The sequence below is a fragment of the Mobilicoccus caccae genome, from assembly GCF_030161635.1.
In the GTDB taxonomy this organism is placed as follows: domain Bacteria; phylum Actinomycetota; class Actinomycetes; order Actinomycetales; family Dermatophilaceae; genus Mobilicoccus; species Mobilicoccus caccae.
The window spans coordinates 21500-42119 of the sequence record NZ_BSUO01000003.1; the positions used below are offsets into that span (position 1 = coordinate 21500).

Here is a 20620-nt window from a genome sequence, read left to right on the forward strand (position 1 = left end):
CTCCGGTTCGAGGTGGTCGGCGGCGAGATGTGGGGCGGGTGCGGCTATCGACCCAGGAGCCTGCTGAGGAAGCCGGACTTCTGGCCCGCCGCCGCTCGCGGGTGGCCCTCGCACCACTGGTCGGCGGGGACGTTCTGGCGGACCGAGTCGATGTGCAGGCCACATCCGGCCCAGGTCGTCCGGCCACAGACCGTGCAAGGCACTGCTCGGCACATGGTGAAGCTCCTTCTGATGACGGGGGTCGACAACTTGACGACCATATACCCCCAGGGGTATGTATGTCCACATGAACATCGTGATCGTCGGTGGCGTCGCCGCCGGAATGTCGACCGCAGCCAGACTCCGCCGGTTGGATGAGACCGCCACCATCACCGTGGTCGAGAAGAGCGGCAACGTCTCGTTCGCCAACTGCGGTCTTCCCTACCACGTGGGCGGGGTCATCGAGGAGCGCTCGGCTCTCCTGCTGCAGACCCCCGACTCCCTGCGGGCGCGGTTCGACATCGACGTCCGCGTGCGCACCGAGGCCGTCGCCATCGCCCGCGACGCCCGAACCGTCCGGGTGCGCGATCTCGACTCGGGGCGGGAGGAGGACCTTCCGTACGACTCGCTCGTGCTCACTCCCGGCGCCGCGCCCGTGAGGCCGCCGATCCCCGGCATCGAGCGCGCTCTCGTGCTGCGCAACGTCGAGGACACCGACGCGCTGGTCGCCGCCGTCGACGGCGCGAGGTCCGCCGTCGTCATCGGTGGGGGATTCATCGGCGTCGAGATGACCGAGAACCTCCTGCACCGTGGCCTCGCGGTCACGGTGGTCGAGGCGATGCCGCAACTCATGGCGCCCATGGACCCCGAGATGATCGCCGGTGTCCACGACGCCCTGCGTGAGGCGGGGGTGGATCTGCGTCTGTCCTCCAGCGTCACCGCCATCGGTGAGGATCACGTCGAACTCGCCACGGGAGAACGGATTCCGGCAGACCTCGTCGTCGCGGCCGTCGGCGTCCGGCCGGAGTCGGCGCTCGCCGTGGACGCGGGTCTGGAGGTGGCGCCCCGCGGCGGCATCGTCGTCGACGAGCACTACCGCACCAGCGATCCGCACATCTACGCGGCCGGCGACGCCGTCGTCAAGAGGGACGCGCTCGACGGCGAGGGGGTCCTCGTCCCGCTGGCGAACACCGCGAACCTGCAGGGGCGTCGCATCGCCGACACCATCGCCGGACGCGCGGTCGAGGATCGCCCGGTGCTCGGAACGGCGATCGTCGGGGTGCTCGGCCACCAGGTCGCGGCAGTGGGTTGGAACGAGAAGCGCCTCGTCGCGGCAGGCCGCGCCCACCGCTTCATCCACACCCACGCGGCCTCGCACGCCGGCTACTACCCTGGCGCGGAGTCGATCTCGCTCAAGCTCCTCATCGACCCCCAGACCGACGCCATCCTCGGCGCCCAGGCCGTGGGGCGCGACGGCGCCGACAAGCGCATCGACGTCATCGCCACCGCCATGCGAGCCGGATTGCGGGCGAGCGACCTCGCCGAGCTCGAACTGGCCTACGCCCCGCAGTTCGGCTCCGCCAAGGACCCCGTGAACATGCTCGGGTTCGTCGCCGAGAACCGTGCCACCGGTCTGGAGGACAGCATCCAGTGGCACGAGGTCGCCGACGCGCAGGCCGCGGGCGAGACGGTGATCGATGTGCGCACGCCGGCGGAGTTCGCGGCCGGGGCCATCCCGGGGGCGGTCAACATCCCCGTCGACGAGCTGCGAGTTCGGGCCGATGAGGTACCCGCCGGTGACCTCGTCGTGCACTGCGCGGTCGGCATCCGTGGCCATGTCGCCGGCCGCATCTTGACTGCCTCCGGTCGTCGCGTCCGCAACCTCGACGGCGGGTATCGCACCTGGTCGGCAGGCATGTCGACCCGCGGCTGAGTCGTCGAGCCCTCCGTCCATGAGGGGAGAGGTCCGCGTGCGTCCTCGCCGGCGCGGGCGACCGCGTCTCGATCCGCCACCGCGCGCGTCCGGAGGGGAGGTGGCAGGCTCACCCATGTCGACAGGGGTGAGCCATGGTGGACTCCGGGCGGCTCGCGGAGTTCTGGGACTCCGAGGCCGCGACGTACGACCGCAAGACGTCGCTCCTCGAGCGTCGCCTCTTCGCGCCGCATCGCGCCTGGGTGGGTGAGCGGGCTCGTGGGCATGTCGTCGACGTCGCCTGCGGGACGGGCGCGAATCTCGACCACTTCCCGCCCGGGACGCGGGTGACCGGTGTCGACTTCAGTCCCGCGATGCTCACCGAGTTCGCCTCCCGCGCATCGGCGTTGCGCATCCCCGCGGAGACGAGGCAAGCCGACGCCGGCCGACTGCCGCTGGACGACGCCTCGGCCGACACGGTGCTCTGCACGCTCGGTCTGTGCTCGATCGACGGCGTCGAGGGCGCGCTGTCGGAGATGGTGCGCGTCCTGCGTCCGGGCGGTGCGCTGCTGCTGCTCGACCACGTCGTCTCGACGTCCGTCCTGGTCCGGGCAGGTCAGCGGATGCTGGAGACGGTCACGGTGAGCCGGTTCAACGAGCACTTCACCCGCCGCCCCCTCGACGTGGTCACCGCCCTCGCCGCCGAGGACGTGCTGGACGTCGTGGAGACCAGGCGGCGCCTCGCCGGCACCCTCGAGAGCGTCCACGCCACTCGTGCCGAGACCGAAGTCCTGCGCCGCGAGATGAGGGGAAGGCGATGACTGTGACGCACGACGACTCCACTGGACTGGACCGGCTCGCCTGGCACGAACACCGTGAGCGCACGAACACCTCTGAGCGACGACGCCGGCGGCATGACAGTGCGGGTCTGCGGGTCTCAGTGACGTCCGTAGGCATCGCGGCGGTGTTCGATGCGGAGGACGACGACCTCGCGGTCCTGTTCGTTGATCCGGTACAGAATCCGATAGGTGCCGCGCCGCGCAGAGTGGATATCCGCGAGTTCGCCTCTGAGAGGTTTTCCGACTCGTCGTGGGTTGTCGATCAGTGCTCCGGTGAGGAGCTCGACCACTGCTGCGGCCACGGCCTCTGGCAGACCATTCTGGATGGCTCGCGATGCCGGTGGGGTGAGGACCAGCTCGAAGGGCTCCGTCACGGGAGGAGAGCGCGGACCGCGTCGGCTCCCCGGATGACGTTGCCTTCCTGGTAAGCCACGTCGGCCTCGCGGATGTCGGCCAGCGCGGCGGGATCGCTGAGCACCGCCAAGGTCTCTTCGAGCTCGGCGAGGTCCTCGGGGCTGAGGATGACGGCGGCTGCCTTGCCGTTGCGGGTCACGGTCACTCGCTCGTGCTGGTGCTGCACTCGGTCGACCACGTCGCTGAAGTGATCGCGGACCTCACGCAAGGACTCGATGCTCATGACCACAATTGTGGCGCTTGGCAGTGCGGGGGTCAATCCTGGTCGCGAGCACCCAGCACGGCAGATGAGTGCGTTGCGATCGGCCCCGTCAGGGGAGGAGGTCGAGTACTGCCTACGCGCAGGCATGGCGTGGATGACCAGCTCATTGCCGCTCACGAAGACGAGGACGATCGTCTCGATGAGGCGGGTGTGGGTGTCGAACCCGAGTCTCATGCCGCACCCCATGCTTGAGGGCGTCATGTAGGCCGCGAGAATGTCGTTGGGCTGCCGGTCGGGGGTTCTTGCGGGCGCGGTGGTAGCGCGCCGTGGTTCGCGGGCCGGCGTGGCCGGCTGCGGGCTGGACGTCTCTGAGGTCGACGCCTGCGCGTTCAGATGTCCTGGCTGGTGCGTTGCCGCACGCGGGCGCGCAGGGTGAACAGGACGACGATGAGCAGGACGCCGTAGAGCAGCCAGGTGATGGGGCTCGCGACGAGTACCCCGTAGTCGCCCGCCGACGACAACAACGCGTCGCGAAGCGAGGTCTCCGCGAGCGGCCCGAGGACCATGCCGATCATCAGCGGCGCGAGCGGCATGTCGTGGCGGCGCATCGCGAAACCGATGAGGGCGATGAACAGCAACATGAGCAGGTCGAACGTCGAGTTCGACAGCGCGTACACGCCGAGGCCGCAGAACACCGCGATGCCGCCGTAGAGGTACGGGGCGGGGATGAGCAGCAGCTTGGCCCACAACTGCGCGAACGGCAGGTTGATGATCAACAGCACGATCATCGCGACGAAGAAGCTCGCCAGCAGCGACCACACGAGGTCGGGTGCACGGTCGAACAGCAGCGGCCCGGGCTGGAGTCCGTACTGCCGGAACGCGGCGAGCATGATCGCCGCCGTCGCCGACACGGGCAGGCCCAGGGCGAGCAGGGCGCCCATCGCGGTGCCGGTCGTGGCGTTGCCGGCGGCCTCCGGGGCGGCCAGGCCACGGATGGCGCCGCGGCCGAACCGGGGCTCCTTGCGCCGACGGTCGAGACGCCGCTCGAGGGAGTAGGCCATGAACGTCGGCACCTCCGACCCGCCGACGGGGATGACGCCGAACGGCAGACCGATCGCCGTCCCGCGGGCCCACGCGGGTGCGGCCTCCTTGAACTCGGCCGGGGACAGCCACGGCCGGCCCGTCGTCTTCATGGCCCGCACGGTGGGGTCGCGTCGGATGCGGGAGGCGACGTAGAAGACCTCCCCCAACGCGAGGATCGCGACCGTCACCGTGACGAGCGAGATCCCGTCGAACAGTTCCTGCACGCCGAGGGTGGCCCGCTCGACACCCGTGGTCGGGTCGATGCCGATGGTGGCGATGCCGAGCCCGAGATGGCGGGGCCGAGGAGACGCGGCCGCCCACTCCGCGAGCTGGGGGGCGAGGAACACCACGACCACCGACGCCGTCATACCGCCGATGAACGCGCCGATCGCCGCCGTGGCCAGGGCCTGGGTGGCTCTGCCGTCCTTGGCCATGCGATGGCCCTCGAAGGTCGACGCGATCGCCGAGGCCTGGCCGGGGGTGTTCATGAGGATGGCCATGGTGGAGTCGCCGAAGAGGCCACCGAAGTAGACGCCGGCGAACATGATGAACGCCGCCGTGGGGTCGAGCGCGAACGTCATCGGCAGCAGCAGCGCCACGGCCATCGACGACCCGAGTCCGGGCATGACACCCACCGCCGTGCCCAGGAGGCACCCGAGCACGACCCACATGAGGTTCATGGGGGTCAGCGCGCCGGCGAATCCCTGCATCAACAGATCGATCGACACCTCAGATCACCCCCAGCACGCCGGAGGGGAGGCGCAGACCCAGGCCGACCGAGAACGTCAGGTAGATGACGGAGGACAGCAGCAGCGCCGCCGAGATGTCGAACAGCGGCCGCCGCGACCCGATCCCGCGGGCCACGAACCAGAACAGGAGCGCGGCGGCGAGGATCCAGCCGAGCAGTTCGAGGGTGGCGGCGAACAGCGCGAATCCACCGATGCACCACGCCACGGCCGACCAGTCGGAGAACGTGCGGTACCGCCCGCGGTCGTCCGTGACGTGCTCGGGGAGCGCACGTACTGCAGCACGAGCAGCAGCGAGAAGACGTAGCCGAGGACCACGAGGATCGTCGGGAAGAAGCGGGGACCGGGAAAGTCGGTGCCCTCGGGGACGTCCGTCGTCAGCACGCCGAAGAGGAGATAGCTGCTGAAGGCGGCGAGGATCAGCGGCAGCACCAGCCCGGAACGGCCACCCCAGAACGACCCGCCGCGCGGCTCACCGGCAGCGTCGGCATCCTCGTCGACGACGTCGACGCGGGACACCTCCGTGCCGTTCGGCTCCCGCCCGGGATCGGTCGCGTTCACAGGCCCAACTCCTTGACGAGCGCCGTGATCTGCGCGGTGTCCTCCTCGATGAACGTGTCGAGTTCAGGGCCGGTGAGGAGGACGTCGGTCCACTTGTTGCGCGCCATGGCGTCCTTCCACTCCTGGGTCTGCGCGGTCTCGGTGATGATCTGTTGCAGCTCGGAGAACTGCTCGTCGCTGATACCGGGCGGCGCGACGAATCCGCGCCAGTTGGTCATGGCCACGTCGTAGCCCTGCTCGACGAGGGTGGGCAGCTCGATGCCGTCGGCCCGTTCGGGAGCGACGATGGCCAGCCCCCGCATGCGGCCGGCGTCGATCTGGTCGGCGAACTCGTTGTAGCCCGACACCGCCGCGTCCGCCGCGCCGGAGGACAACACCTGCACGGCCTCCCCGCCTCCGGACTTGGGGATGTAGGTGATCTGCTCGGCGTCGATGCCCGCCTTGAGCGCGAGGTCCGCGACGATCAGGTGGTCGAGCCCGCCGGCCGAACCACCGGTGAACACCATGCCCTTCGGGTCCTGCTTCCAGGCGGCGACGAGGTCGTCGATGCTCTGATGGGGCGAGTCCGCCGGGACGACGATGACGTCGTACTCCTCGCTGATGCGGGCGATCGGGCGCACGTCCTTGAGCGTGTTGGGGGAGTCGTTGGTCTCGATGGCGCCGATCATCACCGTGCCCGTGACCATGAGGTTGGTGGCCTCTCCCGTCATCGTGACGAACTTGCTGAGTCCGATCGTGCCGCCGGCGCCGGGGATGTTGACGACCTGGGCGTTGTTGACGACGTTCTCGGTGCGCATCGCGGCCTGCTGTTCACGCGCGAACGTGTCCCAGCCGCCGCCCGCGCCCGCCGGGGCGATGAGCGTGAGGTTGGCGCGCAGGTCCTCACCGCTGTGGGCCGCGCGCGCCGAGACGAGCACCGCCAACCCGACGACGACGACGCACACGACGGCGTAGATCGCCATGCCCAGCCGAGGGGTCCTCCGATCACGCTGGGGGACGGGTGTGCTCATACCGGCTCCTTCGGGCGACGACGGGTCGTGGCCGGGAGGCTATCCCACCGCGAGCCGCCTCAGAAGGGCTGAGACCGGGTCGTCCGCTCCGGAGCTACCTCGGCGCGGTGAACGGGCGAGCGTCGACGACGGCGGCGGTGGGGAGATCGCCGCCGTAGATGTGCGGGAAGAGCTCGGTGTCGACGTCGGAGGTGGCGGGATCGGCCGGCTCGTAACGCACCTCGAGGCCGAACCGGGTCAGCACGGCCTCGGAGATCACGAGCACGAGCATCGGGTCGGTGACGTCGCGGTAGAACCGGCGGGCCACCCGGCGCAGCTGGTCCTCGTCGGTGCTGGCGTGCAGGAATCCGACCTCGGCGATGGTGAGGCCGCGGGTGGACATGAGATACGCGGGAGCTGCCGGATTCCAGTCGCGGGAGAAGGCGAGGTGCAGCAGCGACATGCTCGTGCCTTTCATCGGTGGTGGTTCGATCATGCCTCGTCCACACCGTGGCAGACAGGGAGACCGGACGCTCGGGTCGCCCCCGATCCGACGCGGCCCGATCGGTCCCGGCGCGTTCGCCCGGGTTCGCCGGGTTCTCAGTGCGCGTCGCGGCGCAGGAGGACGAGCACCTCGGCGTGATCGCTCTGGGGGAACATGTCGAACAGCCGGGCCCGCACGGGCCGCAGCGACGGCATCCGGTCGAGATCGGCGGCCAGGGTGACCGGGTTGCAACTCGAGTACACGACCGCGCCCACGCCCGAGTCCTCCAGCCAGGAGGCGAGGCGGGCCCGGATGCCCCGGCGGGGTGGGTTGACGACGACGAGATCCGGTGGCGTCGGCAGCGATGCGGCCCACGCGGTGGCGTCGCCGACCTCGAACCGGGCGTCGAGCCCCATCTCCGCCGCGGATCGCCGGGCGCTCGCGACCGCCTCCGTGCTGACCTCCACGCCGTGCACGGCACGACCGGTGCGTGCCGCGTGGAGTGCGAATCCGCCCACCCCGCAGTAGAGGTCGAGGACGGAGCGAGGGTCGCATTCGTCGATCCACTCCGCCGCCTGGCGGTACAGGCCGGAGGCGACGACCGAGTTCGTCTGGACGAACGCGCCCGGCATGGGATGCAGGGTCACGTCGCCGATGGTCATGGGCAGCGTCGTCTCCTCGGTGAGGAGGATCTCCTCCTCACCCTCGGGCAGCGCGACGTGCCGTGGGAGGAGGTTGACCGAGACCACGCGCAGGCCCGGCAGCGCGTCGAACAGCGCCGGCAGCGAGCGTCGGAGGCGTCCGACCTGCCCCTCCGAGCGCAGCACGAAGCGCACCATCAGCTCACCCCCGCCGACTCCAGCACGTGGATGTTCTTGAGTTCGCCGGTGCGGGCGGGAACGTCATAGGGGCGCAGGCCGGTGTCGGTGATGAACCGCGCGAGGACGGGCATGCTCGCCGTCGTCGCCGGGCCGAGGAGGCCGCAGGCGCGCAGGTCGACGCCGTGGCCGTCGGCGTCGAGGATGCCGAGGGTCGGGGCGTTCGGGGTGCCGCCGACGACCATCTTGGCCTTGGCGCGAAAGTGTGACTCGGGCGAGCCGAAGGGCGCCGACCAGGCCAGGGCCGGCCGGTCGCCGACGATCTCGCGGACCCGCCGATCCTTGTCGGCCAGTTGCGCGTCGTAGGGCTCACCCATGCGGGTGCACGAGCGGCACACGCCGGCGTCGAAGTAGTCGCACTGCACAGGGGCGATTCTCCCCGATGCCCCGCGACGGACTCGCTCAGGCCGTCAGCGTCGAGCCGAGCCGCTCACGGGCGCTGCGCCCACGGCGCCCGACGGGGACGGTGCCTGTGGCGGCGCCGAGCCCGATCGTGGCGCCCTCGTTGTAGAACGTCTCGATGCCGTCCGCCGGCACGGCGAACGTCTCGTGCCAGATGCCGACCGCCCCGGGGTTGGCGCGGCTCGCGCGGTTGAAGGCGCGCCAGGCCGGGAGGTGTTCGAGGTCCGTGCGCTGGGCGTAGGCGTAGAGGTGCTCGATGCTGCGCCAGTACTGGACCACGAACGGGCCCTTGCCGCCGATGAGGGTCTCGGCGCCGAGAAAACCCAGGTCGGGAGCCTCGCCGCGGCGGGCCGCCTCCTTGTTGGCGTGGAGTTCGCGCAGCATCTTCGGCATCGCGACGAAGGCGGGCATCCACAGGTCGGGCCGGTGGGGCTTGCGGATCGTCATTCCGATCGTGAAGACGACGACCGGGCCGTCGTGGGCGTGGGTCGTGGCTGCTGCGGACATGGGAACCTCCAAGAACGGCGAGTGCGACTCTCTATTTATGGCGAGTGTTACTCTCCATGTCAAGAGGTGATGTGGAATGAGGATCTCCGGACTGTCCGAGCGGACCGGTCTGCCGGTCGCGACGCTGAAGTACTACCTGCGTGAAGGACTGGTCCCACCCGGGCGGGCCACCTCGCCCAACCAGGCCCGCTACGACGACACCCACGTCGAGCGGGTCCGCCTCATCCGTGCGCTCACCGAGGTCGGCGGGCTCGACCTCGCCACCGTCGACCGCGTGCTCTCCTCCATCGACGGACCGGACGTCGAGCGACTCGGCGTGCTCGGGTCGGCCCAGCGGGCTCTGCTCGGAGCGGAATTCGTCGAGTACGACCCCGCCACCGCCGACGAGCCGCCGACCTCCCGCGCCCGGGACTGGGTGACGCGGCGCGGCTGGCAGGTCGACCTGCACGACCCCGTGCTCGACGCGCTCGATCGGGCGTGGGACGCGTGCGAGGCCTCGCTCGTGGGCTTCGACGAGGGCAAGCTCGGCGTGTACGCCGACGCCGCCGAACGCATCGCGCAGATCGACGTGGAGTCGGTGCCGCCCGATCCCCACGCGGCCGTGCGCCAGGTTGTGCTCGGCACCGTGCTCGTGGACGCGCTGCTCGTCGCGCTCCGCCGCCTCGCGCAGCAACACGTGGCGGTCTCGCGACACGGCGACGGCTGAGGGCAGGCTCCTCCCACAGGAGGAGGCCGAGGCCAGGGTGACTTTCTACGATCGAGGCGTGCCACGACCACCGCTTCCAGACCTGATCCTGTCCGGGCTCGCCCTGGCGCTGACGGCGCTGCTCGGGCTGAATGAGGCGGAGCGCGGCCTCACCTGGGACGGCGTGCTCTACGTCCTCCTCCACCTGGGCCTGGCGGCCACGCTGGCGCTGCGGACCACCCGACGCCGGGGGTCCTTCGTCGCCACCTATGTGCTCCTCGCGGCGATGGCCCTGCTCGTGTGGTTCGCGCCCGTCAATCACGGCGTCAGCCCGGTCATCCTCTGCGCGCCGGCGGCCCTCTACAAGGTCGCCCGGCACGATCCACCCGCCTGGGGGTGACCGGACTGCTGCTCGGCGTCGCCGGGGCGTTCGTCAGCCCGGTCAACCGGCTCGCCGGGGGACCCACGACCGCGCTGGTCGCGGTGATGATCCTCGGCATGGTCGGCACCTACCTGTGGGCGAGCGGTCGGCGTCGCACCGAGGTGGCCTACCGCGAGCAACTCGAGCGAGAACGGGACGAGCACGAACGCGAGGCGGCCCGCCGGGTCCTCACCGCACAGACCGACGAACGCGCCCGCATCGCCCGCGAGATCCACGACATCGTGGCGCACAGCCTGGCCGTGGTGAACGTGCAGGCGAGCACCGCTCTGGCCGTCGGCGGTGAGGCCCAGATGCGCGAATCACTCACGGGGGTGCGCGACGCCAGCAAGAGTGCGCTCGGCGAACTCCGTTCTCTGGTCAGCGTGCTCCGCGACCAGGTCACCGACCACGAGGTCTCCGGCGACCTGCTGCGACTGCCCGCCCTCGCGACGGAGACCACCGCGGCGGGAGTCCGGCTCGAGACCGCGCTGCCCGAGGAGGAGACGCTGCGCCGGTGGCAGGAATCCTGGTCCGCCCCGGCGCGGTTGGCGGTCGTCCGCGTCGTCCAGGAGGCGCTGAGCAACGTCATCAAGCACGGCGGGGTCCGGCCGGTGGCGAACCTGTCCGTCACCGAACGCGACGGCGCCTGCCTCGTGTCGGTGACCAACGAGGGCCGTGGGCAGGGTGACTCGCTCGGGTACGGTCTGCTCGGCCTGCGGGAGCGGGTCACCCTGACCGGTGGGGACATCACCGCCGGCCCCGAGGGTGCGGGCTTCGCGGTCCACGCGCGCATCCCGACGAGGAACCCGACTGAAGGGGAGTGAGATGACGGGCGAACCGATCAAGGTCGTGGTCGTCGACGACCAGCCGCTGCTGGTGTCGGCGTTCTCCGCGCTCATCGGCAACCAGCCGGACATGACGGTCGTCGCGACCGCCGCCGACGGCGTCGAAGCCGTCGAGCGCACCCTGGCCCACGCCGTCGACGTCGTGCTCATGGACATCCGGATGCCGCGCCTCGACGGGGTCGAGGCGACGCGGCGGATCCTGGCGCGCGAGAAGGCTCCTCGAGTCCTCGTGCTCACCACGTTCAACGTCGACGAGCTCGTCCTCGCGGCGGTGGGCGCCGGGGCGCGCGGGTTCCTCCTCAAGGACGCCGAACCCACCGAGGTCATCGACGCCATCCGTGCCGTGCATCGGGGCGAGGCCGTCATCGCGAGCCAGGCGGCTCCGGCGCTGCTGGCCGCGGTGCGCAACCCGGCGGCCCTCGTCGAACCCACCGGTGACGAGGAGGACGGAGCAGCCGGGCCGAGTCCGCTCGTCGACCACCTCACCGCCCGCGAGGTGGAGGTACTGCGCCTCATCGCGCAGGGGCGCACCAACGCCGAGATCGCCGACGACCTGTTCATCGCGCAGACCACCGTCAAGACGCACGTCGGCAACCTGCTGCTCAAGCTCGACGCGCGTGATCGCGTGGCCCTCGTCGTGCTCGCCCACAGCGTCGGGCTGGCCGGACCGGCCGGCACCGTGCCCCTGTCGTGAGCCGTCTCCTCCCACGGGAGGAGACCGCGCCGCGAGAGCTCCGTGAAGATCGTCTCCCGGCAGGAGGTGCCCGACTTCCGCGGTGACCAGGCTGGATGTCATGACCACGACGATTCCCGCCTTCGGGTGCTCCGGGCTCACCAAGAGCTTCGGCGCCCACCGTGTCCTCGACGGCCTCGACCTCACCGCGACTCCCGGACGCGTCTATGCGCTGCTCGGACGCAACGGCGCCGGCAAGTCGACGAGTCTGAAGATCATGCTCGGCCTGTTGCGTGCCGACGCCGGGGAGTGCCACCTGCTGGGTGAGCCGTTCTCGCGCGCCGGGCTCGCGCGCGTCGGGGCCTCCATCGACGGCCCGGCCCTGTACGGGCACCTGTCCGCCCGTGACAACGTGCGCGTCCACGCCCTGCTCACCGGGGTCGACGCCGACCGCGTCACCGAGGTGCTGGAGGTCGTGGGGCTGGACGCGGGCCGGCGCGGAGCCGGACGCACCAAGGTCCGCTCGTTTTCCACCGGCATGAAGGCGCGGCTCGCGCTCGCGATCGCGCTGCTCACCGACCCCGACGTCCTCGTCCTCGACGAGCCGCAGAACGGCCTCGACCCCGAGGGCATCATCGAACTGCGCGGCCTCATCCGCGAGCTCGCCGCCCGCGGACGCACCGTCCTCATCAGTTCCCACCAGCTCGGGGAGGTCGTGCGCCTGGCCGACGACATCGGCGTCCTCGCCGGCGGGCGCCTGGTGTACGAGGGCCCGCTCGCGGACTTCGCCGAGGGTTCGGCCGGCGACCTCGAGGCGGCCTACCTCGCCGCGACCGGAGGCGGTGCCCGATGACGACGACCGACGTCCGTCCCTCCACCCGATCCAGGGTGTCCCTGTCCGGTGCGGTGCGTGCCGAGTTCGTGCGTGCGAAGGGGAGCGCCGCGGCGCGGTTCGCTGCCGCCGGCCTGGCCCTCGCGCTCCTGCAGGCGGCCGGGTGGCTGCTCGTCCCCTCGGGGCCGGTGCGGGACTGGTCGGCGCTCTTCGGGTGGCAATCCCTCTACGCCACGGGGCTCCTGGCGCCCGTCGTCGCTCTCCTCGCGGCGTCGGCGTCCTCGCGTGAGGCCCGGGCCCGCGAGGGCGGCACCTGGGCGCGCCCCCTCACGCCGGGGGTCGCCTGGACGGCGCGGAGCCTCGTCCTCGCCTGGCAGTCGCTGCTGCTGCACCTCGCCCTGACGATGCCGCTGATCGGGCTGGGGCTGCTCACGGGTTTGGGCGACCCGCCGGTGGCCCGGTTCGTCACCCTGTGGCTCGTGCTGTGGGGCACGTCGTTGCTGCCGCTCATCCTGTCGCTGGTCCTGGCGCGCCGGGTCGGCATGCTGCTCACGGTCGGGTTCGCCCTGATCTGGCAGGTCGCGGGAACGATCACGGCCGAGTCGTCGCTGTGGTGGGCGCAGCCGTGGAGCTGGGGAGTCCGGGCCGTGCTGCCGGTCCTCGAGATCCACGCGAACGCCGTCGGACTCGACCCGGATTCACCCATCCGACTCCAGAACCCGTGGTGGCCGACCCTCGCCTGTCTCGTCGCGGCCGGAGCTGTGCCGGCGGTCACCGCGTGGGCCTGTTCCGCCGGCGAACCACGGCGGGTCGGCCTGCGGGCATGGCTCGTCCGCCTGCGTGGGGGTGGTGGCCCGCGCGGTCATCTCTCCACGACCGAGGACGCTCCCGCCGCGGATCAGGGGAGCCCGCTCGTCCGACGCGACTTCTCCCCGCGCGGGCCCATCGTGCGGGGTCGCCCGCGGCCGGTGCGCGCCCAGCTCGCCCTGTTGCGCGGGACGGGTGTGTTTCCGCTGGTCCTCGTGACCCTTGGGGTCGTGGCCCTCGTCGGCGCGATCTGGGACGCGGAGTACGTCCGCGGTGTCGCGACGTGGCTGGTCGTGCCGCTCGGGTCCTGCGTCCTCGCCGCTCTGGCGTGGTCGGCGATGGCGCCAGGGTGGCGTGTCGCCGTCCTGAGAATGACCCCCGGCGGCTCGCGGCGTCGATGCTCGGCGTGTGTCTCGGGCTGCTCGCGGTGGTCGTCACGTGGGTCGCTCTCGTCGCCGCCCTCAGCGGCGGGGTCTCGATCGCCGTCCCGGTCCTGCTCTTCGCCGTAGGCGCGATGGTGCTGGTCACGAGCCTGTGGCTGGCGACGCGGTGCGGAGCCGGCGCAGCGCTGGGAGTGGTGCTCGTCGTGCTCGTGGTGAGTCTGGTCTTCGGCGCGACGACCATCGCGGACTCGACCCTGTGGATCGTCGGAGTCCTCGCGTGGCCCCTCACCGCGACGTCCGCACCGCGCATCGCCGGCGTGCTCACGGTGACGATGGTCGTGTGCGTCCTGGCCGGAGCGGCGTGGTCGGCAGCCCTGCGTCGCGCGGCCCGGAGCTGACGCTCCGGACGCGTGGGGGCGTCGCGGTCAGGGCCTCGGGAGAGTGGGGTCCGCGAGTTCGCGGTTGCGTGCGTCCTGGATGCCGTGGCTCACCCCGTGTCGGACGGCGGCGTAGAGGCCGAGGAGCACCAGCGCCACGGGGACCGCACCGCCCACCACGCCTACGACCAGCATCGTCAGAAGCTCAGTCCATCCGATCATCATGGCCGAAGCGTAGGCGCCCGTGACCTGTGGTCACGGGCGCCTCGCGGGGATGCGGTCGACATCGCTGTCGACATCCCTACCCGTTCTCGACGACCGGTTTCTGGTCGCGCAGGGTCGTGCCGTCCTCGAGAGTGACGTCGTAGGTCAGCTCCGGGGTGGTGTCGGAGTCGCCCGGCCACTCGGCGAGGAACGTGCCGTCGGTGACCTGCGCGGTCACGGCACGGTCGCCGTCGCGGACGGTGACGCTCGCCACGTCGGCGCCCGCCGACCCGGACACCGTCACCACGCTGCCGCCGCCCTCGGACACGCCGCCGCCCGAAGCGATGTCGCCGATCTCGCACGGGCCCAGCTCCGTCCTGGCGGTCAGGGGGTCGGGCACGTCGCGCTCGACCGTTCCGTCGCGGGAGGTGACGTCGTAGGTGACGACGGGTGACGGGGCGTTCGGCGCGGTCTCGGCGGAGGGCCACCACGCCACGAACCAGCCGTCGGCGACGGTCGCCCGCACCTCGCGTCCCTCCGACTTGACGGTGACGGCTGCCACCTCGGCACCGACACGTCCTTCGGCGAAGGAGTACGTGCCCTCCGGGCCGCTGGACATGCCGCCTCCGTTGCTCTCGATCTCGTTCGGGGCCAACGACGTCGGAGGCGGGGAGCCCTGCGTCGACAGACCCGCCGAGGAGCCGCGCACCTCAGAGGGCTTCGCGGCGTCGTAGAAGCACGTGGTCGTGCTGCCGTCGGACGAGGCCATCGCCAGGAAGAGGAAGTCACCGCGCCGCTCGGAGGCGACGGTGCGGAAGCTCTCCGGCGTCGCGGTCGGGCGGGTGGTGGGGTCCTCCCCGGTGCGACCGAGGGCCTCGGCGACGTTCTCCCGGCAGGCCGACTCGGCGGTGGCGAGGTCGGCACCGTCGACGGGCATCGGTCCGGCGGTCCAGGAGGCGTACGCCGGAGCATTGCCACCCGGCCCACCCCACACCGTCATCACACCGACGAGGGCAGCGGCGGCCGCGGCCGGGATCGCCCACCGCACGGTGCTGCGCCTGGCCCGGCGACGTCCGACGACGTGCGCCGCCTGGGAGCGGGTCAGCGTCGTCGGCACACTGTGCGGCACAGGGGTCGGGAGCGTCGTGCCGGTCGTGGCGGGCCGCCGGTCACGCTCGCCCGCGAGAAGTGAGGCGAGCAGTGCGTCCTTGCGGGAGGTCTGCTCGGCGGTGAGGTCGCGGTCGGCGGCGTCGAGGTCGCGCAGCGCCACGTCGAGGCGGTCGTCGTCCAGGTGGGTGGTCATGAGATCTCCTCGAGCGAGACCGGCCGGAGCCGGGAAGTCATGGGCTGGGGTCGCCGGTCGGGGCCGGCGCCGTGCGCCTCGACATCGGTGCTGGTCAGCCCCTGTCTCAACGCGGCGCGGGCGCGGGACAGCCGGACCCGATAGGCGGCAGCGCTCACGCCGAGGACCTGACCCGCCCGCCGGGAGTCGAGGCCCTCGAACACGGCGAGTGCGAGGACCTCCTGTTCGACGTCGGACAGGCGTGACCAGGCGCGGGCCAGATCGACACGGGAGATGGCCGCGTCGGCGCCGTCGGGTGTCACCGTGGCGGAGTCGACGTCGGCGAGCCGCACCCCGAGCGCGTCCCGCCGCCGGCGGGACCGGGCGTCGTTGAGCAGGCAGTTGCGGGCGATGCCGAACAACCACGCCCGGGCGTCGTCCAGGCCGGAGGGCAGGTCCTCCACCCGCCGCCAGGCGATGGTCATCGCCTCGGCGACGACGTCCTCCGCGCCGGCGCCGTCCGGATGGAGGCGCCGTTGCACGTACCTGAGGAGGTCGTCGTAGCCGGCCGCGTAGGCGCTGGTGTAGGCGGCGAGTCGATCCTGCGTCGTTCCGTTCACACCTACTCCTGTCCGGCACGGCCGGGGTGCAACAGGCCGGATCGAGGACCCGCCGTGATGGGTGGCGCCTCAGCCGGGGAAGGGAGGACATCATCCTCCCCCGAGGTCAGCGTGGAGGGGTGAGCTGGAGGAGTCGGCCCGACGGGCCGTCGGTGAGCAGCCAGATCGACCCGTCCGGGCCTTCTTCCACCTCACGCACCCGCGTGCCCATGTCCCACTCGTCCGCCTTCTCGGCGGTCGTGCCCTCGAGGTCGATCCGCGCGAGCGCCTGGCCCGACAGCCCGCCGACGAACGCGTCGCCCTGCCACTGCGGAAAGGCCTCGCCGGCGTAGATCATGAGGTTGGCCGGCGAGATCGACGGATCCCAGAACGCCGCGGGCGCCTCGACGTCGGGCCGTTCGGTGTGCGACCGGATCTTCCGACCGTCGTAGTGGTCGCCCTCGGAGGTCTCGGGCCAGCCGTAGTCGACACCCGGCTCGATGAGGTTGAGCTCGTCGCCACCCCGCGGGCCCATCTCCGAGGACCACAGGTTGCCCGCGCCGTCGAACGCGATCCCGAGCGGGTTGCGGTGGCCGTAACTCCACACCGTCGCGGCCGTGTTGTGCTGGTCGACGAACGGGTTGTCGTCGACGTGACCACCGTCGAGGGTGAGGCGCAGGATCTTGCCGAGGTTGGACTGGAGGTCCTGGGCCGGGGTCATCTCCTGCCGGTCCCCGGAGGCGACGAACAGGTTCTCGCCGTCCGGACTCACGGCCAGGCGCAGGGCGAAGTGCCCGCTGCCGCCCGCCGGGTCCTGCTCCCAGATGGTCTTCAGTCCCTCCAGGCGGGGCTTGTCCGCCAACGACAACGTGGCCCGGCCGACGACGCCACGGGACTGGCCCTCGTCCGCGGCCTGGACCCAACTGAGGAACACGGTCCCGTCCTCGGAGAACGTCGGGCCGAGGGCGATGTCGCTCAGGCCCCCTGACCGGCGTCGACGACCTCGATGCCGTCGAGCCCCTCGACGGCCTCCGTCGCCCCCGAGGTGGTGTCGACGACGAGCAGACGCCCGCCCTTCTCGGTGACCAGGCCCCGCCCGTCGGGCAGGAACGTCATCGCCCACGGACTGTCCAGGGTGGCGACCTCGCGCGTGGCGAACGGCTGCCCGTCCCGCACGGTGCCGGCCGGTACCTCGGCCGACCTGGTGGGTGGCGGTGCGGTGCCGCCGGTGCCGCCTGGGCCCCCGGGGGTGCTCGGCTGGGTCGTGGTGCAGGCGGCGAGCAGGACCGCGGCGGCTACGGGCAGGAGTCGTCGGGCGTCCATGAGTAGACCCTACGGGTGTCGGCCTCCGACGTCCGGCCGTGCGCGGCCCCGCGTGTCCTCGCCCGGCCGGTGAGTATCCCGACGAGACAGGCGAATCGGGCGGTGCGGGCGGCGACCGAGGCAGAGCGTGTGCATGCCGGGAGACCGTGGGCGACCGGCCTACGGTGGGGTCATGGCCGAGACGACCGAACCCTGCCTCAACTGCGGGACCCCGATGCGCTGGGAGACCTCCCACGAACGCTGCGACGGCTGCGGATGGATCATCCCGTGCTGTGAAGGTGCGCCGTGCCCGCCCGCCGCTACGCCGGCTCCCGCCTCGCCCGAGCGTGCGGACGTCGATACGGTCGAGGCATGACTTCGCTCGTTCTCGTCGCCAATGCCGGAGACGGCACCATCACCTCGCTGCGTCTGCACCCCGGCGACGACCCGCGTCTCGAGACGCTGACGACGACCCGGGTCGGCGACGGATGCGGCACGCTCGCCGTCGACCCCGAGAACGCCCTGGTCTACGCCGCGACCAAGGAGCCTTCCGTGGTCACGCTGCGCGTGGATCGCGAATCGGGGGCCCTCACCGAGATCGCCCGCACGCAGATCGAGGAGACCCTCGCCTACATCTCCCTCGGGCGCGGCGGCTCGATCGTGCTCGGCGCCTCCTACGACGGGGCGTGCGCGATGACGTGGCCCGTCGCGGACGGTGTTCTCGGCGAACGTGTCTCACGCGTGGAGCACGCGAACGCCCACTGCGTCCTGCCCGTGGGTGAGCACGTGTACGTCGTGGCCCTCGGTGACGACGAGATCGGCCAGTACCGCCTCGGAGCCGACGGCGAGCTCGTCGCCCTCGACCCCGCCACCGCCTCCGCGCCGCAGGGCTCCGGGCCGCGCCACCTCGTGGTCGACGGCACGAACGCCTACGCGGTGACCGAGTTCTCCGCGGAGGCGATCCGCTACGACGTCGCCGGCGACGGAACGCTCACCCGCGGTGAGGCCGTCCGCATCGACGACCCCGCAGCCGGCCTGGGGCACAGCGACATCGACGCCGACCCCGCCAAGGAGCACCTGCGCTGGGGCGCGGAGGTCCGGCGCGTCGGACCGTGGCTGCTCTGCTCGGAGCGCACCGCCTCGACGATCGCCACCGTGCGGGTCGGGGACGACGGCCACCTCGGGGAGGTCGTCGCCGTCACCCCCACCGAGAAGCAGCCGCGCGCCTTCGGCATCACCCCCGACGGCCGGCACGTCGTGGCCGTGGGCGAGAAGTCGCCCCACGCCGCGCTGTCGCGGATCGAGGACGACGGATCGCTGACCCTGCTCGGCCGCGCCGACGTCGGTCAGACCGCCCGCTGGGTGTCCTTCATCTGAGTCCGCGGGGTCTCCGCCGACGGAACCCGGCAGATTCGCCGACACCGGCAGGAACCACGTCCTGCCGGTGTCGGCGTTTCTCTGTCCTGCGGTGGGCGCGCTCAGGCGTCGGTGTCGGTGTCCCCACCGGTGAGTCCGCCGAGCACGTCGCCGGAATCGGTGCCGGTCACGTGGCCGCCGATGACGCCGTCGGCGCCCTCCTCGACGGTCGGGGCGTCGGACATGACGACGCCGGTGTCACCCGTGGAGCCGGTGCCGGTCTGGCTGGCGCCCTCCTCGGCCATCTGGGATTCGGGGTTGTTGCGCGGGTCGATCTCGGGGGTCTGGTCGCTCACGATCCACTCCCTTTCGTCGGTTCGGGGTGGCGCCCCGCCGGCGTCCGCGCGATGCGGGGCCCGGCGCGTGCGCCCGGTACGTCCTCACCCTGACACGACGACACCCCCTGGACCACACGGAGGGTCGACACGCCCGCTGTCGCCCCCAGGCCGGCCTTCGGGTGCCTCTTTCGCCGGGGTTGATCGAACCGAAGAACAACACCGACAACATAGACCCCGGCCGTCGCGCTTCCGTCGTGGCATTCCTGCAGGTCACGGGCCTGAGCCTCGACGAGGCGTGACGCCGATGTTGTCGATGTCGTTCTTCGGTCGGGTGAAGGCCGGGACCGTGTCTACATGTCGGCGAGCATGTCCTTCATCTGCGTGATCTCGGCCTCCTGGCTGTCGATGATCTGCTGCGCGAGGGCCTGCACGTCGGGGTTCTGCCCACCCCGCAGGACGTCCTGCGACATCGTGACCGCGCCCTCGTGGTGGGGGATCATGGCCTTGAGGAAGGCCCGGTCGAACTCTTTGCCCGACATCCCGCGCAGTTCGGCCATGACCTGTTGATGGGTCTTGCCGTTCATGAGCATGGATTCGTCGTGTTCGTGCCCGTGGTCGCTCGACTCCACGGGCTCCCCCAGGCCTGAAGCCACGTCGTCATCTGCTCGATCTCCGGGCCCTGCGCCTGCTCGATGGTGGCCGCGAGGTCCTTGACCTCCTGGCTCTCCGCGCGCTGCGGGGCCAACTGCGACATCTCGATCGCCCCCTGGTGATGGACGATCATCATCTGGGTGAACATCGTGTCGGCGTCGTTGTGGGGGACGGGGTCGGAGTGCACGATCGCCGTAGGGGTCTGCGCCGGCGGGTTCTGACCCGGGGTGGGTGAGCCGTCCTGCCCTCCGCAGGCGGTCAGGGCCAGGGCCGAGAGCGCTGCTGTGGCGAGAGTCAGGTTGCGGGACATGGAAACTCCTCGATCTCAGGGGTCTTCATTCTGACAGCGACGGGCAGTCGGGTGTGAGGGGAGGCTCGGGTGTGTCACTGCCCCCGGAGTCGGTCGAGCCGACGACGATCGCGCTTGGTCGGCCGCCCCGCCCCGCGCTCGCGCAACGCGACCGGTGCCGGACGCTCCTCCCGCGGCGGGGGAGGAGGTGACTCGTCGAGATAGGCCTCGGCGGCGATCGGAGCGCCGACGCGCTTGCTCAGCAGTTTCTGCACGACGAGGATCCGCGGTCTGGGTCCGCCGGTGACCGTCACCCGCATCCCGGGCCGGACGGGTGCGGAGGGCTTGACGCCCGCCCCGTCGACGCGCACGTGGCCGGCCTTGACGGCCGCCGTGGCGAGGGACCGGCTCTTGAACATGCGCACCGACCACAGCCAGACGTCGATGCGCACGCTCGCCGGATCGTTCATCCCGCCAGGGTAGGGCGTGGCCGCGCGGAACCGGTGCGTGACAGGGCTGGACGCACACGGCGGGTAAGGCTAGCCTTACTCACGTCGAAGCAAGGGTTCGCCACGACCGG

At 71.4% G+C, this 20620-nt stretch carries 23 protein-coding genes and 3 pseudogenes; 10 read left to right on the forward strand and 16 right to left on the reverse strand.

Annotation, left to right across the window (positions count from 1 at the left end; genetic code table 11):
• Window positions 1–44 precede the first annotated feature (44 nt).
• On the reverse strand, window positions 45–260 hold the full coding sequence (locus tag QQK49_RS23590; RefSeq protein WP_488803204.1) for a hypothetical protein: 216 nt from the start codon (window positions 258–260) through the stop codon (window positions 45–47).
• Between the two features lie 26 nt (window positions 261–286).
• On the opposite strand from QQK49_RS23590, the gene QQK49_RS22255 reads away from it, so the two are divergent.
• Both QQK49_RS22255 and QQK49_RS22260 read left to right on the forward strand, forming a co-directional pair.
• Window positions 287–1912 (forward strand): FAD-dependent oxidoreductase, encoded by a 1626-nt coding sequence (locus QQK49_RS22255; protein WP_284302031.1) that lies wholly within the window; start codon window positions 287–289, stop codon window positions 1910–1912.
• 134 nt (window positions 1913–2046) lie between these two features.
• Window positions 2047–2712 (forward strand): class I SAM-dependent methyltransferase, encoded by a 666-nt coding sequence (locus tag QQK49_RS22260; RefSeq protein WP_284302034.1) that lies wholly within the window; start codon window positions 2047–2049, stop codon window positions 2710–2712.
• A 116-nt stretch (window positions 2713–2828) separates the two neighbouring features.
• Here the strand turns inward: QQK49_RS22260 and QQK49_RS22265 are convergent, their stop codons facing one another.
• The 8 genes and pseudogenes from QQK49_RS22265 to QQK49_RS22305 all read right to left on the reverse strand — a co-directional run bounded on the left by QQK49_RS22265 (window position 2829) and on the right by QQK49_RS22305 (window position 8996).
• Window positions 2829–3104 (reverse strand): type II toxin-antitoxin system RelE family toxin, encoded by a 276-nt coding sequence (locus QQK49_RS22265; protein ID WP_284302036.1) that lies wholly within the window; start codon window positions 3102–3104, stop codon window positions 2829–2831.
• Window positions 3101–3580 (reverse strand): type II toxin-antitoxin system Phd/YefM family antitoxin, encoded by a 480-nt coding sequence (locus QQK49_RS22270; RefSeq protein ID WP_431310500.1) that lies wholly within the window; start codon window positions 3578–3580, stop codon window positions 3101–3103. The genes QQK49_RS22265 and QQK49_RS22270 overlap by 4 nt, the downstream gene beginning before the upstream one ends.
• Window positions 3581–3735: 155 nt before the next feature.
• Window positions 3736–5139, reverse strand: a complete 1404-nt coding sequence (locus QQK49_RS22280; protein WP_284306076.1) for a tripartite tricarboxylate transporter permease — start codon at window positions 5137–5139, stop codon at window positions 3736–3738.
• A 19-nt stretch (window positions 5140–5158) separates the two neighbouring features.
• Complete coding sequence (locus QQK49_RS23520; RefSeq protein ID WP_284302038.1) at window positions 5159–5383, reverse strand: tripartite tricarboxylate transporter TctB family protein; 225 nt, start codon at window positions 5381–5383, stop codon at window positions 5159–5161.
• A 349-nt stretch (window positions 5384–5732) separates the two neighbouring features.
• Complete coding sequence (locus QQK49_RS22290) at window positions 5733–6746, reverse strand: tripartite tricarboxylate transporter substrate binding protein (protein WP_284302040.1); 1014 nt, start codon at window positions 6744–6746, stop codon at window positions 5733–5735.
• A gap of 94 nt (window positions 6747–6840) precedes the next feature.
• Complete coding sequence (locus QQK49_RS22295; RefSeq protein ID WP_284302044.1) at window positions 6841–7203, reverse strand: DUF952 domain-containing protein; 363 nt, start codon at window positions 7201–7203, stop codon at window positions 6841–6843.
• Window positions 7204–7325: 122 nt separating this feature from the next.
• A pseudogene (locus tag QQK49_RS22300) lies at window positions 7326–8452 on the reverse strand (methyltransferase domain-containing protein).
• Between the two features lie 37 nt (window positions 8453–8489).
• Window positions 8490–8996, reverse strand: coding sequence for a DUF4188 domain-containing protein (locus tag QQK49_RS22305; protein WP_284302050.1), 507 nt, complete (start codon window positions 8994–8996; stop codon window positions 8490–8492).
• A gap of 76 nt (window positions 8997–9072) precedes the next feature.
• Here QQK49_RS22305 and QQK49_RS22310 point away from each other — a divergent pair, with 76 nt between their 5' ends.
• From QQK49_RS22310 to QQK49_RS22340, 7 genes are all read left to right on the forward strand, one after another.
• Complete coding sequence (locus QQK49_RS22310; protein WP_284302053.1) at window positions 9073–9702, forward strand: MerR family transcriptional regulator; 630 nt, start codon at window positions 9073–9075, stop codon at window positions 9700–9702.
• Between the two features lie 58 nt (window positions 9703–9760).
• Window positions 9761–10081 (forward strand): hypothetical protein, encoded by a 321-nt coding sequence (locus QQK49_RS22315; RefSeq protein ID WP_284302056.1) that lies wholly within the window; start codon window positions 9761–9763, stop codon window positions 10079–10081.
• Window positions 10078–10926: a sensor histidine kinase gene (locus QQK49_RS22320; RefSeq protein ID WP_284302059.1), complete on the forward strand. Its 849-nt coding sequence runs from the start codon at window positions 10078–10080 to the stop codon at window positions 10924–10926. Before QQK49_RS22315 ends, QQK49_RS22320 begins: the two co-directional genes overlap by 4 nt.
• A gap of 1 nt (window position 10927) precedes the next feature.
• Window positions 10928–11641 carry a response regulator gene (locus QQK49_RS22325; protein ID WP_284302062.1) on the forward strand — a complete coding sequence of 238 codons (714 nt, stop codon included), beginning with the start codon at window positions 10928–10930 and terminating at the stop codon, window positions 11639–11641.
• Window positions 11642–11741: 100 nt separating this feature from the next.
• Window positions 11742–12473 (forward strand): ATP-binding cassette domain-containing protein, encoded by a 732-nt coding sequence (locus tag QQK49_RS22330; RefSeq protein WP_284302063.1) that lies wholly within the window; start codon window positions 11742–11744, stop codon window positions 12471–12473.
• Window positions 12470–13768, forward strand: coding sequence for an ABC-2 family transporter permease (locus tag QQK49_RS22335; RefSeq protein ID WP_284302066.1), 1299 nt, complete (start codon window positions 12470–12472; stop codon window positions 13766–13768). The genes QQK49_RS22330 and QQK49_RS22335 overlap by 4 nt, the downstream gene beginning before the upstream one ends.
• A 5-nt stretch (window positions 13769–13773) precedes the next feature.
• Complete coding sequence (locus QQK49_RS22340; protein WP_284302069.1) at window positions 13774–14040, forward strand: hypothetical protein; 267 nt, start codon at window positions 13774–13776, stop codon at window positions 14038–14040.
• A 27-nt stretch (window positions 14041–14067) separates the two neighbouring features.
• On the opposite strand, the gene QQK49_RS22345 is transcribed toward QQK49_RS22340, so the two are convergent.
• The 4 genes and pseudogenes from QQK49_RS22345 to QQK49_RS22360 form a co-directional block, all read right to left on the reverse strand.
• Window positions 14068–14244, reverse strand: coding sequence for a hypothetical protein (locus QQK49_RS22345; RefSeq protein ID WP_284302072.1), 177 nt, complete (start codon window positions 14242–14244; stop codon window positions 14068–14070).
• A 76-nt stretch (window positions 14245–14320) separates the two neighbouring features.
• The gene (locus QQK49_RS22350; protein ID WP_284302074.1) at window positions 14321–15526 is read right to left on the reverse strand and encodes a hypothetical protein; all 1206 of its coding nucleotides are present in this window, start codon (window positions 15524–15526) and stop codon (window positions 14321–14323) included.
• Window positions 15523–16125 carry an RNA polymerase sigma factor gene (locus tag QQK49_RS22355; protein ID WP_284302076.1) on the reverse strand — a complete coding sequence of 201 codons (603 nt, stop codon included), beginning with the start codon at window positions 16123–16125 and terminating at the stop codon, window positions 15523–15525. Before QQK49_RS22355 ends, QQK49_RS22350 begins: the two co-directional genes overlap by 4 nt.
• A gap of 106 nt (window positions 16126–16231) precedes the next feature.
• Window positions 16232–17427, reverse strand: a pseudogene (locus tag QQK49_RS22360) (PQQ-dependent sugar dehydrogenase).
• 351 nt (window positions 17428–17778) lie between these two features.
• Between QQK49_RS22360 and QQK49_RS22370 the strand changes: the two are divergent.
• Complete coding sequence (locus QQK49_RS22370) at window positions 17779–18783, forward strand: lactonase family protein (RefSeq protein WP_284302084.1); 1005 nt, start codon at window positions 17779–17781, stop codon at window positions 18781–18783.
• 101 nt (window positions 18784–18884) lie between these two features.
• Here the strand turns inward: QQK49_RS22370 and QQK49_RS22375 are convergent, their stop codons facing one another.
• From QQK49_RS22375 to QQK49_RS22390, 3 genes and pseudogenes are all read right to left on the reverse strand, one after another.
• Window positions 18885–19118 (reverse strand): hypothetical protein, encoded by a 234-nt coding sequence (locus QQK49_RS22375; protein WP_284302085.1) that lies wholly within the window; start codon window positions 19116–19118, stop codon window positions 18885–18887.
• Between the two features lie 332 nt (window positions 19119–19450).
• Window positions 19451–20061, reverse strand: a pseudogene (locus tag QQK49_RS23525) (DUF305 domain-containing protein).
• A gap of 74 nt (window positions 20062–20135) precedes the next feature.
• Window positions 20136–20510 carry an RNA-binding S4 domain-containing protein gene (locus QQK49_RS22390; protein WP_284302090.1) on the reverse strand — a complete coding sequence of 125 codons (375 nt, stop codon included), beginning with the start codon at window positions 20508–20510 and terminating at the stop codon, window positions 20136–20138.
• Window positions 20511–20620: the final 110 nt, after the last annotated feature.